Genomic DNA, 13,382 nt, shown 5'->3' with positions numbered 1-13,382 from the left:
AAGAACAGAGACAGGAAAGAACGGGAGACGGACCAGTGGCCGACAACGCGCGGGCGAAAAGGCTGGCGGACCTCATCCGAGAGGTGGTGGCCCAGAAGCTGCAGCGCGGGATCAAGGACCCGCGGCTCGGCTCGCACGTCACCATCACGGACACCCGGGTCACGGGTGACCTGCGGGAGGCGACCGTCTTCTACACGGTCTACGGGGACGACGAGGAGCGCAAGGCCGCCTCCGCCGGGCTGGAGAGCGCCAAGGGCATCCTGCGCTCCGAGGTCGGCAAGGCGGCCGGCGTGAAGTTCACGCCCACCCTGACCTTCGTCATGGACGCCCTCCCGGACACCGCCCGGAACATCGAGGACCTCCTCGACAAGGCGCGCCAGTCCGACGCGAAGGTGCGCGAGGTGTCCGCGGGCGCCGCGTACGCCGGCGAGGCGGACCCGTACCGGAAGCCGGAAGCCGAGGACGACGAGACGGACGACACCGCCGAATGACCGACAAGCACACCACGCCCGACGGACTTGTCATCGTCGACAAGCCGTCGGGCTTCACTTCGCACGACGTCGTCGCCAAGATGCGGGGCATCGCCCGGACGCGGCGCGTCGGGCACGCCGGCACGCTCGACCCGATGGCCACGGGCGTGCTGGTCCTCGGCGTGGAGCGGGCCACCAAGCTCCTCGGGCACCTCGCCCTCACCGAGAAGGAGTACCTGGGCACCATCAGGCTCGGGCAGACGACGCTGACGGACGACGCCGAGGGCGAGATCACGAGGTCGCAGGACGCCTCGAAGGTCACCCGGGAGGCCGTCGACGCCGCCGTCGCCAAGCTCACGGGCGACATCATGCAGGTGCCGTCCAAGGTCAGCGCCATCAAGATCAACGGCGTGCGCTCCTACAAGCGGGCGCGCGAGGGCGAGGACTTCGAGATCCCTGCCCGCCCCGTCACCGTCTCCTCCTTCGCGGTGTACGACGTCCGGGAGGCGGCCGCCGAGGACGGCACCCCGGTGCTCGACCTGGTGGTCTCGGTGGTCTGCTCGTCCGGCACCTACATCCGCGCCCTGGCCCGCGACCTCGGCACCGACCTGGGCGTGGGCGGCCATCTGACGGCGCTGCGCCGCACCCGCGTCGGCCCGTACAAGCTGGACTCGGCGAAGACGCTGGACCAGCTCCAGGAGAACCTCGCGGTCATGCCGGTCGCCGACGCGGCGACCGCCGCCTTCCCGCGCTGGGAAGTGGACACCAGGCGGGCCCGGCTGCTCCTCAACGGGGTGCGGCTGGAGATGCCCGACGCCTACGCGGGCGCGGGTGCCGTCGCCGTCTTCGACCCCGAGGGCCGCTTCCTCGCGCTCGTGGAGGAGCAGAGGGGCAAGGCGAAGAGCCTGGCCGTCTTCGGCTGAGCCGACGACGCGTCAACTCCCGTCCGTGGAGCGGCGGTCACGGGGACTGCCACGTCCGCCGCTCCACGGCCCCCCTCGGTTCCCCCACCTCCTAGGGTGTATCCAACCTCTCCCTTCTGTTCACCCGTCCGGACAGGCGCTCGGAGTGAACCAGGGGAGTGGAAGGGGGCGCGTTCGCGAGGGGATCTGTCCCGCCGATCTTCACGTGCCTACCGTCGAACAGAGCACGGGTGTACGGCGGCACGGCGGGGAGGTGCGGCGATGGCGTCGCGGAACCGGACCCGGGAGGCGGACGGCAGCGCACGGCGACTGCCGCGCAACGACCTCCCCGGCACGCAGGACGATGCCCCGCCGCCACCGCCGGACGTCGCGGACGGCGCCCTGGTCCGCATCCAGGACCTGGCCGGCCGGCCCCGGGGCACGGGATTCGCCGCCGACCACCACGGCTCGGTGATCACCAGCCATGAAGCGGTCGACGGGCTGAACCGGCTCGTCCTGCGCACCGCCGGGGACCGCCGCCTGGTCGTGGCCGCCGCGGACGTGACCCCCCTGCCCGACCTCGGCCTGGCCCTCGTCCGGGCCGAAGGGCTCGGCACCGGCCCGCTGCCCGTCACCGTGCGGGACCGCATCGAGGCGGGGACCTACGTCCGGATCGCCGCCGGCTGCTGGCGCGAGGCGCGGGTCCTCGGCACCACCGACGTCACCTACACGGCCACCGACCGCTTCCACCACGTCGCAGACGCCCTGGAGCTGGCGGTCGGCACGTCCGGGCGGGACGCGCTGCGGCTGGGCGGCGGCGCCGCCGGCGGGCCCGTGTTCGACGTCACGACCGGCGCCGTCCTCGGCGTCCTCGGCACCGCCCTGACCTCCGGCCACCGCGACGTCGGCTTCGCTGTGCCGCTGCGCGCGGCCTCCGGCCCCCTCGCCGACCTGCTCGCCCGGAACGCGGACACGGTCCCGGCGTACGGCGCCGACCTCAATCCGGCGGGAACCCTCGCACTCACGGCCGCGTCGATGCGGTGGGCCGGCCCGGCCAGGACGGGGCCGGCACCGGTACCGCCGGCGGCCCCGACGGACCTGGCGGACCTGGCGCGCCCGGCAGGCCCGGCGGACCCAGTGCACTCGGCGCACCCGGCGGACCTGTCGGACCCGACCGCCGGTCCTGCCGAGCCGGTCGAACGGGCCGGGCCCGCCCGCGAGTTCGCCGCGTTCGCCCGCACGGGTGGGACGGCCCGGGTCCTCGGGCTCGTAGGCGTGCCCGGGACCGGTCGCACGACCGAGCTGGCGGCCCTCGCCGCCCGCCGTTCCCGGGGCACGGCACCCGCGCCCACCCTGTGGCTGCGCGGCGCCGACCTGTGCGACGACGACACGTCGGTGGCCGACGCGGTGCGCAGGACGCTGGCCCGCGCCGCGCACGCCGTGGCCGCCCCGGACCGGCGCCGCCCGCCCGGCCTCGGCGACGTCACCCCGGAGCACCTCGCCCGCGTCGCGGACTCCGCCGGCCGGCCCCTGCTGGTCCTCCTCGACGGCCCGGAGGAGATGCCGCCGGTCCTGGCCCACCGTCTCGCCGAGTGGTCCGGGGGCACGACGGCGTGGCTGAGGGAGACGGGAGCGCGGTTGATCGTGGCATGCCGGGCGGAGTACTGGGAGCGGGCGGGGGCGGAGTTCCCCCGGGAGGTGCTGCACGGGGCGACGGCCGGGGGACCGGCGGCCGTGTGCGGGCCCGGGGAGCGGGTGTGGCAACCGGTGCCGTCCTGGACGGCGGAGGCGGGGGAGCTGTCCGGGGTGACTGTGCAGGGGCCGAGGCCCGAAGACGGTGACGCGGTACCGGCGCCCGGTCGGGCACCCGGCGGGGAGTGGGTGGCCGGTGTGGGTGCGGAGGACTCCCGGCCGTGGGGGCAGGGGCAGGGGCGGGACCTGGCGGGCACGCGGCCCCGGGCGGGCGGCGCGACCGCGGTGACGCCCCCGTCGGGCGCGGTGACGTCCGCGCAGGGTGCGGGAGACACCGCGACCGGGCCGGCTGAACGGGGGCGCGGCAGGTCCGACGGCGCGGTGGCGGTGGAGGCCGGGGGTTCGCCGCCGGGCGGGTGGCCGCAGGGGTGTGCTGCCGGTCCCGCGTGGGCGGTAGCGGGTGCCGGGTCGGGCGGACTGGCGGCGGAGCGGGTCGCAGGGCGGTCCGGGCAGCGAGGAGCGGATCCGTCGGGCACCGGGGGAGCAGAGGGCTCGGCGTGGTGCCGAGAGGATTCGCCGGGCATCGGGGCCCAGACGGTCGCCGGCGGCCGGGGGCGGGCCGGCGGCGACCCCTCCGGTGAGGGACCAGAGGCCGGCGCCGACTCCGGAAGGCTCGGATCCGGTGCGGCAGGGGTCGCCTCGGACGCTGTCGTCGGTGGATGGGCCTGGTCGGGGGCTGTTCAGTCGGCCAGTGGGTCGGAGGCCGGTGCCGGGGGGCTCCGGGCTGATGCGGCGGGATGCGGGCCGGAGGACGTCGTCGGGGGTCGGGGCCCCACCGGGACTGTCCCGGTGGGGGCCGGTTCCGATACGAGTGCTGGGGGGTCCGGGTCGGCCGGGAGCGGCTCGTCGGGCTCTGAGGCCGGGGCCGGTGACGGGGGAACCCGACGGTCCGGGACCGTCCCGGCGGGCCCGGGCGCCGTGCCCTCCGCGAGGGCCGACGCCGGGCGTGGGGCGCTGCCTCCCGCGACGGCCGACGCCGGGCGTGAGGCGCTGCCGCCCTGTGTGCACCTCGGTGACCTGGGGGACGACGAGGCGCGGGAGGCGCGGGCACGCTACCGCATCGCGGAGGGCGCCCTGCCGGACAGCGACGGGCGCCACCCCCTCACCCTCCGCCTGCTCTCCGAGGTCCAGGCGGCCCTGCCGGGCGCCCTGCCACCCGTCCGTATCGGCCGCGACGCGGTGTTCGGCGCCTACCTCGACCTGATGTGCCTGCGCGTCGCCACCCGACTGGCCGCGGAGAACGGCCTGCGCGGCACAGCCGTCCGCCGGCTCGCGGCGCGGGTCTCCGGGCAGGTCCACGAGGCCGCCCGGCGCAGTCTCGGCCCCGGGCAGGGGGAACTGGACCGGGAATCCTTCGGGGAGGTGTTCCCCTGGGGCCGGGCGCCGGCCCGGCTCGGCGGCGGCACCGGGTGGGCGTACGCCGTGCTCGCCGAAGGCCTCCTCGTGTCCGCCGGCAGCGGCTACCGCTTCGCGCACGAGGAGCTCGCCGACTGGATACAGGGCACCCACCTCGACCTGGACGGGGCCCTGCGCGTCCTCGTGCACGACCGCGGCGCCCCGCAGGACACCCACACCCTCCCCGTCCCGCACCACCGCATCGGCCCCGTCGTCGAGGCCCTGCTGCACCTCGGCCGCCAGCACGGCGTCCCCCAGCTCGCCCTGACGCTGGAGGAACTGGCGCGCGCCCTGGACGCCGAGCCGCACCCGTGGTGGGCCGGCCGGCTGCTCGCCGGGACGCTGACGCGCGTACCCGACGCGGCGCCGTACACGGAGGTACTGCGTCTGCTCGCCGACGGCATCGCGGAACGGCGGGGCGAGGGCCGTCCCGTGCCCGCGGAGTTCGGGCCCGCCTTCTGGACGGCCCTGCGGCTGCCGGAGGCCACGCGCCTCGACCTGCTGCGCCGCCTGCTTCTCGCCGACGGCGCCCCCCACGAGCCCGGCCCCCGCCACCTCGACACCGTCGCCCGCCTGCTCGCCGCCGACCCCGCGACCGTGCAGCCCCTCCTCGTCCGCTGGTTCGACGACGAACGGCCGCTGCCCGCCACCCCGCACGCCACCGTGGCGACCGCCGCGCAGGCGCTGCTGCACACCCACCGCCACCGCGGTCCGGACGGCCTCACCGAGGTGCTCGCCGACAGCACGCACCGCCGGGCCGACGAACTGCTCGCCGTCCTGGCCGAGGAAGAGCCGTCCGCCGTCTGCCGGGCCGTCGACCGGTGGGCCCGGGACGAGCGGCCGGCCCGGCACACGGCGGCCGTGACCCACGGGCTGCGCGTCGCGCCCCACGCCCGCACCGCCACCGACCGCACCCTGCTGCGCCACGCCGCCCTCGTCCTGCTCACCCGCCCCGCCGACGGCCTGCTGCACGGAGGCGCCCTCGCCCTGCTGGTCCAGGACCCGGGCAGTCGCGACCGGCACCTGGCGAGGGCGCTGGCCCACTTCGCGGCGGGCGACCCGTACCTGCCGCCGAGGGCGGTGGCCGCCGCCCTGCCGACCCACCCCGACCAGGTCCTCGACGCCTTCCGGGCCCGGCTGCGCGGCCCGGACTCCGGGGAGGCGCTGCGCAGGCTCCTCGACGCCACCACGCCCCAGCTGGCCCGCCGGGTCGCCGTACTGATCGGGGAGGCGGTGGCGGAGCGGCCCGAGACCGCCGGACACGTGGCCGCCCACACCGACCGGCGCATGGACCAGGGCCCCGCCGCGCGGTGGGTGCTCCTCCCGCTGGTCACCGGACTGCTGGACGGAGGACCCGAGCCGGTGCGAGCCGCGCTGGCCGGCGTGCTCGCCGGCGACGGCGCCCCCGCCACCGGTTCCCTCCGCCGCGAGCTGCGGGAACACCTGCTGGCCCACGAGGACGACCCCGCCGTCCTGGACGCGCTGCTGCGGGCCGCCGCCTCCCAGGGCGGCGACGGCCGACGGGCCCTCGTCCACCGCACCGCCCTGCTCCTGGCCCGCACCCCGGACGGCACCACCCGCCTGGACCGCGCCCTGGTCGACCTGGCCCGGCACCTCCCCGGCTTCGCCGGCCGGGTGACCGGCTGGCTGGCGGACGCCCCCGACGAGTGGGCGGCACTCGTCGGCCCGAGCGCACGCCGCACGATCGAGAGCCTGGCGGGCACCCGCGTCCCCGCCTGACCGCGGCCGGGACACGGCGTGGCGTGCGGCCGGTCACAGCACCCATGCCGATGCGGGCGGGAGGCGCCCGGCATGGCACCCTTAGACCTGCATCGAAGGCTTCGACTCCGACGAGTGTGCGACAAGGAGCAGACACAGTGCAGCGCTGGCGTGGCTTGGAGGACATCCCCGAGGACTGGGGGCGCAGCGTCGTCACCATCGGCTCCTACGACGGAGTCCACCGCGGACACCAGCTGATCATCAAGCACGCCGTGGACCGCGCCCGCGAGCTGGGCGTCCCCGCCGTCGTCGTCACCTTCGACCCGCACCCCAGCGAGGTCGTCCGCCCCGGCAGCCACCCGCCGCTGCTCGCCCCGCACCACCGCCGCGCCGAACTCTGCGCCGAGCTGGGCGTGGACGCGGTGCTGATCCTCCCCTTCACGACGGAGTTCTCGAAGCTGTCCGCGGCCGACTTCGTCGTCAAGGTCCTGGTCGACAAGCTGCACGCCAAGGCGGTCGTGGAGGGCCCCAACTTCCGCTTCGGCCACAAGGCCGCGGGGAACGTCGACTTCCTCGCCGAGCAGGGCCGGACCTACGACTTCGAGGTCGAGGTCGTCGACCTGTACGAGTCCGGCGAGGCGGGCGGCGGCGAGCCGTTCTCCTCCACCCTGACCCGCCGCCTGGTCGCCGAGGGCGACGTCCGGGGCGCCGCCGAGATCCTGGGCCGCCCGCACCGCGTGGAGGGCGTGGTCGTCCGCGGCGCCCAGCGCGGCCGAGAGCTGGGCTTCCCCACGGCCAACGTCGAGACCCTGCCGCACACCGCGATCCCCGCCGACGGCGTCTACGCCGGCCGGCTGCACGCCCAGGGCGAGGTGATGCCGGCCGCGATCTCCGTCGGCACCAACCCACAGTTCGAGGGCACCGAGCGCACGGTGGAGGCGTACGCCATCGACCGCGTCGGCCTCGACCTGTACGGGCTGCACGTCGCCGTGGACTTCCTGGCCTTCGTTAGGGGCCAGGCGAAGTTCGAGACGCTGGACGCGCTCCTCGAGCAGATGGCCGACGACGTCCAGCAGTGCCGCGAGATCATCGCGGCGGACGACAAGCGGGCCTGACCCCGCCCGGCACCGGACGGGCGGTGTCCCGGGCGGTCGTACGCCCGGGGCCGCTCGCACGGGCCGTCCGGCGCCCCTAGACCGGCCCGCTCTCGGCCCCGGCCACCTCCGCCCGCGTCCGCGCCAGCGCCCAGTGGCAGGCCACCTGCGCCTCCCCGCCGCCGTCGAGGATCTCCAGGTCCCGGGTCCGGCACGCGTCGGCGACGCCCGCCCGGGACGCCTCGCCGCTCGCGAGGATCTGGCAGCGGGCGTGGAAGCGGCAGCCGCCGGGGACGCGCGACGGGTCCGGGGGCTCGCCGGAGAGGACGACCGGGGCCCCGGGGGCCTCGGGCAGCACGGACAGCAGGGCCTGGGTGTACGGGTGCCGCGGCGCCGTCAACACCTGCTCGACCTCGCCCGTCTCCACGATCCGGCCGAGGTACATCACCGCGACCCGGTCGGCGATGTTCCAGGCCAGACCGAGGTCGTGGGTCACCACCAGCGCGGACAGCCCGAGTTCGGTGCGCAGGCGCAGCAGCAGCGCGAGGATCTCGCCGCGCACCGAGGCGTCCAGGGAGGCCACCGGCTCGTCGGCGACGAGCAGTTCGGGCTCCAGGACGAGCGCACCCGCGATGACGACCCGCTGGCGCTGGCCGCCGGACAGCTCGTGCGGGTAGCGCAGGAAGAAACGCTCGGGAGGCCGCAGCCCGGCCCGGGCCAGGGCACCGGCGACCGCCGCCCGCTCGTCACCGCCGTACCCGTGGATGCGCAACCCCTCGGCGACCGCGTCGTAGACCGTGTGCCGCGGGTTGAGGGAGCCGCTCGGGTCCTGGAGGACCAGCTGGGCGCGCTTACGGTAGGCCTTCAGCGCGCGCGAGGAGTAGTCGAGCGGTGCCCCGTCGAAGGTGACGCGGCCCGAGGTCGGCGGGACCAGGCCGAGCAGGGAACGGGCCAGCGTCGTCTTGCCGCAGCCCGACTCGCCGACCAGCGCCACGATCTCGCCCGGCCGGATGTCGAGGTCGACCCCGTCCACGGCCCGGGCGGGCGGCGCGCCCTGCCGGCCGGGGAAGGTGACGTGCAGGCCCTCGACGCTCAGCAGCGGTGGCGTTCTCGTCATGCGGTGCTGCTCCTCACTTCTGCCTCGTCCGTGGCCGCCGGTGTCCCCGCGGCCACGTGCACGCACGCCGCCCGCCGGTCCGCGCCCGCCTCGCGCAGTGCCTGGTCGTCGGTGGCGCAGACGTCGAGCGCGACGGGGCAGCGCGGGTGGAAGGCGCAGCCGGACGGCACGGCGGCGGGGTCGGGCGGGTCGCCGGGCAGGCCGCGCGGCGCGAACCGCGACCCCGGGTCGCCGATCCTCGGGAACGCCTCCGACAGGGCCCTGCCGTACGGGTGCCGGGCGTCGTCGTGGACCAGCCGCGCCGGGCCCTCCTCGACCACCCGGCCCGCGTACATCACCGCGAGCCGGTCGCAGGTGTCGGCGAGGACGGCGAGGTCGTGGCTGATCATGACCAGACCCACGTCCTGCTCGCTCACCAGCTCCTCGATCAGGCGGAGGATCTGGGCCTGGACCATCACGTCGAGGGCGGTGGTGGGCTCGTCGGCGACGATCAGACGCGGATCGCAGGCCAGCGCCATCGCGATCATCACGCGCTGGCGCTGCCCCCCGGACAGCTCGTGCGGATAGGCGGACGCCCGTGCCGCCGGCAGGCCCACCTGCTCCAGCAGCTCACCGGCCCTCTTCCGGGCGGCCGCCGGGGTGGCCCCGCGGTGCAGCAGAATCGGTTCGGCGATCTGGTCGCCGACGCGGTGCACGGCGTTGAGGGAGTGCATCGCGCCCTGGAAGACGATCGACGCCCCGGCCCAGCGCACCGCCCGCAACCGGCCCCACTTCATCGTCAGCACGTCCTCCCCGTCGAGGAGGATCTCGCCGCTCACCCGGGCCCCGGCGGGCAGCAGGCGCAGCAGGGCCAGCGCCAGCGTGGACTTGCCGCAGCCGGACTCGCCCGCGATGCCGAGCTTCTCGCCGGCGGCGAGGCTCAGGTCGACCCCGCGTACGGCGGCCGCACCGCCCGGGTAGGTCACTTCCAGGTTCCGGACGTCGAGCAGGCTCAACGGGACACCCCCAGCCTGGGGTTGAGAACGGACTCGACCGCACGCCCGCACAGGGTGAACGCCAGCGCGACGACCGCGATCGCGATGCCCGGCGGCACCAGGTACCACCAGTCGCCGGAGCTGACCGCCCCCGCCTCCCGCGCGTCCTGCAGCAGCCCGCCCCACGACACGACCGAGGGGTCGCCGAGCCCCAGGAACGCGAGGGTGGCCTCGGCGAGGATGGCGGAGGAGATGATGAGGGTGGTCTGGGCGAGGATCAGCGGCATCACGTTCGGCAGGACGTGCCGGGACATGATGTGCCCGTGCCCGCCGCCGAGCGCCTTGGCGCGTTCGATGTAGGGCCGTGACTCCACGGCCAGCGTCTGGGCCCGCACCAACCGCGCGGTCGTCGGCCAGGTGGTGACGCCGATGGCCAGGACGATCGTGCCCAGCGAGCGGGACATGACGGTCGCCAGCACGATGGCGAGGACCAGGGTCGGCATCACCAGGAACCAGTCCGTGACGCGCATGGCCACCGTGGCGTACCAGCCGCGGAAGTGCCCCGCGGTGATGCCGATCAGCGCCCCGATGGCCACCGACAGCACGGCCGCGAGCAGCCCGACCAGCAGCGAGACGCGCGACCCCCAGATCAGCAGTCCCAGCAGACTGCGCCCGAACTGGTCGGTGCCCAGCGGGAACCGGCCGCTGGGGCCCTCCAGCGGCTGACCGGGGGCGTCGGTCACGCTCTGCACGTCCGACCCGACGGTCAGCGGCGCGGTCAGTGCGAGCAGCCCGAACAGCACCAGAGCGGCGAGCCCGAACAGGCCAGCGCGGTGCCGCCGGTACTCCTTCCAGAAGCGTGCGGCGGAGGCCCGGCGGCGCTGCCACGCGAGCGTGCGCGGGCCGAGCGGCGGAGCGGTCTCGGTGGTCATCGGCCCACCCTCGGGTCGAGCAGCGGATACAGGAGGTCGGCCAGGGTGTTCATCAGGATCACCGCCGAGGCGAAGACGAAGAACAGCCCCTGCACCAGCGGCAGATCGGGCACGCTCAGCGCCTGGTAGAACAGCCCGCCGAGCCCCGGCCAGGAGAAGACCGTCTCGACGAGGATGACACCGGCGACGGTCCGGCCGAGATTGACGAAGATCAGGGTCACGGTCGGCAGCAGCGCGTTCGGCACGGCGTGCCGGCGCCGTACGAGATCGTCCCGGAGGCCCTTGGCGCGGGCCGTGGTCAGATAGTCGCCGCCCATCTCGTCGAGCAGCGCCGACCGGGTGACCAACAGCGTCTGCCCGTACTCCACGGCGACCAGCGTCACCACCGGCAGGACGAGGTGGTGGGCGACGTCGACGACGTACGCGAAGCCCTGCTCGCCGCCGGACTCCATGCCCCCGGTCGGGAACATCCCCGGGATCGGGCCCACGCCGACCGACAGCACGATGATGAGCAGCAGCCCCAGCCAGAAGGAGGGGATGGAGTAGAGCGTCAGCGCCAGCCCGGTGTTGAGCCGGTCGCCGAGCCGGCCGTGCCGCCACGCGGAGCGAGTGCCGAGGAAGATGCCGAGGGCCGTGTAGAGCACGAAGGCCGTGCCGGTGAGCAGCAGCGTGTTCGGCAGCGCCTCGGTGATCTTGTCGACGACGGGGCCGTGGAACTGGTAGGAGGTGCCCAGGTCTCCCGTCAGCGCCTTGCCGCAGTACTGCGTGAACTGCTGCCACACCGGCAGGTCCAGCCCGAACTCCCGCCGGTAGGAGGCGATCTGCTCCGCGGACACCGGGCGGCCGCCGGTCATGAACTTCACGGGGTCGCCCGGGATCAGCCGGAAGAGGAAGAAGCTGGTCACGAGCACGGCGAACAGCGAGACGACCGCACCGGCCAGCCGGCCGGCCACGTACCGCAGGTACGCGGTGCCGGCCCCGGTCCGTGACGCGCGCCCCGCCCCGGCCGGCCCGGTCTTCACCGGACCGGCCGCGGCCGCTTCCCCGAGGGAGGAGGATGTCGCTTCCGCGGTCATGAGCGCCTACTCACGCTCTTCCGCCGTGGACCGGCGGCGCACCGCGACCAGCGCCCCGAGGCCGACGAGGACGACGACACCCGCGACGATGCCGATCACCACGCCGGTGGAGGAGGAACCGTCCGAGGAGTCGCCGGAGTCGGCGGGTGCGGCGGACCACCAGCTCCAGTAGCCGTCCTGGCCCCAGATGTTGCCCGCATCGGACGGCATCGTGGTGATCGACTCGATCTGGTCGGTGCGGTAGGCCTCGACGGCGTTGGGGTAGGCCATGACGTTCATGTAGCCCAGGTCGTACAGCCGCGACTGCATCTGCCGGACGATGTCCGCCCGCTTGGCCGGGTCGTACTCGGCGAGCTGCCGGGCGTAGAGGTCGTCGTACGTCTTGTCGCAGATGAAGTTGTCCGTGGCGCCGGTGTCCTTGGGCGTCTGCGGGCGGGCGGCACAGGTGTGGATGGAGAGCACGAAGTCGGGGTCCGGGTTGACGGACCAGCCGTCGAAGGCCAGGTCGTAGGTGCCCGCGAGCCACGGGTCGGTCACGTTGTCCAGGCAGTTGAGGGTGGTCCCGATGCCGAGCTCGCCCCACCACTCCTGGAGGTACTTGCCGACCGCCTTGTCGTTGGGGTCGGTGGCGTGGCACAGGACGCGGTAGTTCAGCGGCTTGCCGTCCTTGCCGACGCGCTTGCCGTCGGCGTTCTTTTTGTAGCCCGCCTCGTCGAGCAGCCTGCCCGCCGCGGCCGGGTCGTAGGCGAGCTCCTGGTCCGCCGACGGCTTCCAGAAGTACGAGGAGAAGCGCGGCGGTATGTAGCCCTCGCCCTGGACCGCGTGGCCCTGGAAGACCTTGTCGACGATCGTCTTGCGGTCGACCGCCATGAACAGCGCGTTGCGCACCCGCTGGTCGAGCAGGGACGGGTCGCCGTCACCGAACTTGGTGCCGTCCTTGGACTGCGCGCCGGGGTTGGTGGCGAGGGCGTAGAAGCGGCGGCCGGGCGCGTCGTTGACGTGGATGTTCTTGTCGCCCTTGAGCGAGGCCGCCTGGGCGGGGGTCAGCGACGGGGACCCGGCGACGAAGGACACCTCGCCCTTGCGCAGGGCGGCCACGGCGGCGTCCTGGTCCTTGTAGTACCGGAAGACCAGCTCGTCGAACTTCGGCGCGCCCCGCCAGTAGTCCTTGTTGGCCTTCAGCCGCACGTAGCTGTCCGGCTTGTAGTCGGTGAGGACGAACGGCCCGTCGCCGACGAGGGGGAAGCTCTTGTCGTTGTTGAACTCGGAGAAGTCGTCGACCTTCTCCCACACGTGCTTGGGCACGATCGGCACGTCGAGCGCGGTCATGGTGGCCTGCGGTGTCTTCAGCCTGATCACCAGCTGGGTGGGGCTGGGCGCGGTGACCTTCTCGAAGTTGGTGACGAAGCTGCCGTTGGCGGTGGCGGCGCCGTCGTCGGTCATCATCTTGTTGAACGTCCACGCAGCGTCCTCGGCGGTGACCTGCCGGCCGTCCGACCACGTGGAGTCGGAGCGGATCGTGTACGTCCAGGTCAGCTTGTCGGGGGAGGACTTCCACTCGGTGGCCAGACCCGGTACGACGTGGTTGTCCTTGGGGTCGTAGGCGGTCAGGTACTCGTAGGTCAGCCGGAGGATGCTCGTGCTGACCAGCCGTACGGCGAGGAACGGACTGAGCGAGTCGACGCTCTGCGCGACCGCGACGGTGAGGACCTTGTCGCCCTGCTCGCCCTCCCCGGCCTGTACCGGGCCGCTGCGCGGTCCGGCCGAGGCCGACGGGGCGGCGATACCGGACGCGAGGACGAGGGCGGCGGCGCCCGCGGCGGCCAGCAGCCGCGTCCTCTTCAGGCGGGGGCCGGTACGTCCTCTGCCGTGCTGATCTTGTGTGTTCATGGTTCGGAGACCTCGCGTCATCACTCGCGCGGGACGCTCGCCCGGCGTTCCGCACGGGGCG

General features: G+C 74.5%; 9 protein-coding genes. 4 read left to right on the top strand and 5 right to left on the bottom strand.

The window, feature by feature from the left end; genetic code table 11:
* Positions 1-35: 35 nt before the first annotated feature.
* From rbfA to ACGF3H_RS25055, 4 genes are all read left to right on the top strand, one after another.
* Positions 36-491, top strand: a complete 456-nt coding sequence (gene rbfA, locus ACGF3H_RS25070; protein ID WP_362500134.1) for a 30S ribosome-binding factor RbfA — start codon at positions 36-38, stop codon at positions 489-491.
* Complete coding sequence (truB, locus tag ACGF3H_RS25065; RefSeq protein ID WP_362500133.1) at positions 488-1,393, top strand: tRNA pseudouridine(55) synthase TruB; 906 nt, start codon at positions 488-490, stop codon at positions 1,391-1,393. Before rbfA ends, truB begins: the two co-directional genes overlap by 4 nt.
* A 261-nt stretch (positions 1,394-1,654) precedes the next feature.
* Positions 1,655-6,259, top strand: coding sequence for a hypothetical protein (locus ACGF3H_RS25060; protein WP_362500132.1), 4,605 nt, complete (start codon positions 1,655-1,657; stop codon positions 6,257-6,259).
* 137 nt (positions 6,260-6,396) lie between these two features.
* Positions 6,397-7,353, top strand: coding sequence for a bifunctional riboflavin kinase/FAD synthetase (locus ACGF3H_RS25055; protein ID WP_362500131.1), 957 nt, complete (start codon positions 6,397-6,399; stop codon positions 7,351-7,353).
* A gap of 76 nt (positions 7,354-7,429) precedes the next feature.
* Here ACGF3H_RS25055 and ACGF3H_RS25050 read toward each other — a convergent pair whose 3' ends face one another.
* The 5 genes from ACGF3H_RS25050 to ACGF3H_RS25030 are packed head-to-tail and all read right to left on the bottom strand — an operon-like array spanning position 7,430 to position 13,321.
* Positions 7,430-8,449, bottom strand: coding sequence for an ABC transporter ATP-binding protein (locus tag ACGF3H_RS25050; protein WP_362500130.1), 1,020 nt, complete (start codon positions 8,447-8,449; stop codon positions 7,430-7,432).
* On the bottom strand, positions 8,446-9,444 hold the full coding sequence (locus tag ACGF3H_RS25045; protein ID WP_362500129.1) for an ABC transporter ATP-binding protein: 999 nt from the start codon (positions 9,442-9,444) through the stop codon (positions 8,446-8,448). The genes ACGF3H_RS25050 and ACGF3H_RS25045 overlap by 4 nt, the downstream gene beginning before the upstream one ends.
* Positions 9,441-10,355 carry an ABC transporter permease gene (locus ACGF3H_RS25040; RefSeq protein WP_362500128.1) on the bottom strand — a complete coding sequence of 305 codons (915 nt, stop codon included), beginning with the start codon at positions 10,353-10,355 and terminating at the stop codon, positions 9,441-9,443. Before ACGF3H_RS25040 ends, ACGF3H_RS25045 begins: the two co-directional genes overlap by 4 nt.
* Positions 10,352-11,431 (bottom strand): ABC transporter permease, encoded by a 1,080-nt coding sequence (locus ACGF3H_RS25035; protein WP_362500127.1) that lies wholly within the window; start codon positions 11,429-11,431, stop codon positions 10,352-10,354. The genes ACGF3H_RS25040 and ACGF3H_RS25035 overlap by 4 nt, the downstream gene beginning before the upstream one ends.
* Before the next feature lie 6 nt (positions 11,432-11,437).
* Positions 11,438-13,321, bottom strand: coding sequence for an ABC transporter substrate-binding protein (locus ACGF3H_RS25030; RefSeq protein ID WP_362500126.1), 1,884 nt, complete (start codon positions 13,319-13,321; stop codon positions 11,438-11,440).
* Positions 13,322-13,382: the final 61 nt, after the last annotated feature.

This window comes from Streptomyces sp. NPDC048185 (assembly GCF_043202495.1).
Classification (GTDB): Bacteria; Actinomycetota; Actinomycetes; order Streptomycetales; family Streptomycetaceae; genus Streptomyces.
This window is presented reverse-complemented; position numbering and strand designations above follow the sequence as displayed.

Bases quoted from the DNA above. Each gene is read 5' to 3' on its own strand.
- ACGF3H_RS25050 (WP_362500130.1), bottom strand. From the start codon at position 8,449: ATGACGAGAACGCCACCGCTGCTGAGCGTCGAGGGCCTGCACGTCACC.
- ACGF3H_RS25035 (WP_362500127.1), bottom strand. From the start codon at position 11,431: ATGACCGCGGAAGCGACATCCTCCTCCCTCGGGGAAGCGGCCGCGGCC.
- truB (WP_362500133.1), top strand. From the start codon at position 488: ATGACCGACAAGCACACCACGCCCGACGGACTTGTCATCGTCGACAAG.
- ACGF3H_RS25060 (WP_362500132.1), top strand. From the start codon at position 1,655: ATGGCGTCGCGGAACCGGACCCGGGAGGCGGACGGCAGCGCACGGCGA.
- ACGF3H_RS25040 (WP_362500128.1), bottom strand. From the start codon at position 10,355: ATGACCACCGAGACCGCTCCGCCGCTCGGCCCGCGCACGCTCGCGTGG.
- ACGF3H_RS25030 (WP_362500126.1), bottom strand. From the start codon at position 13,321: ATGAACACACAAGATCAGCACGGCAGAGGACGTACCGGCCCCCGCCTG.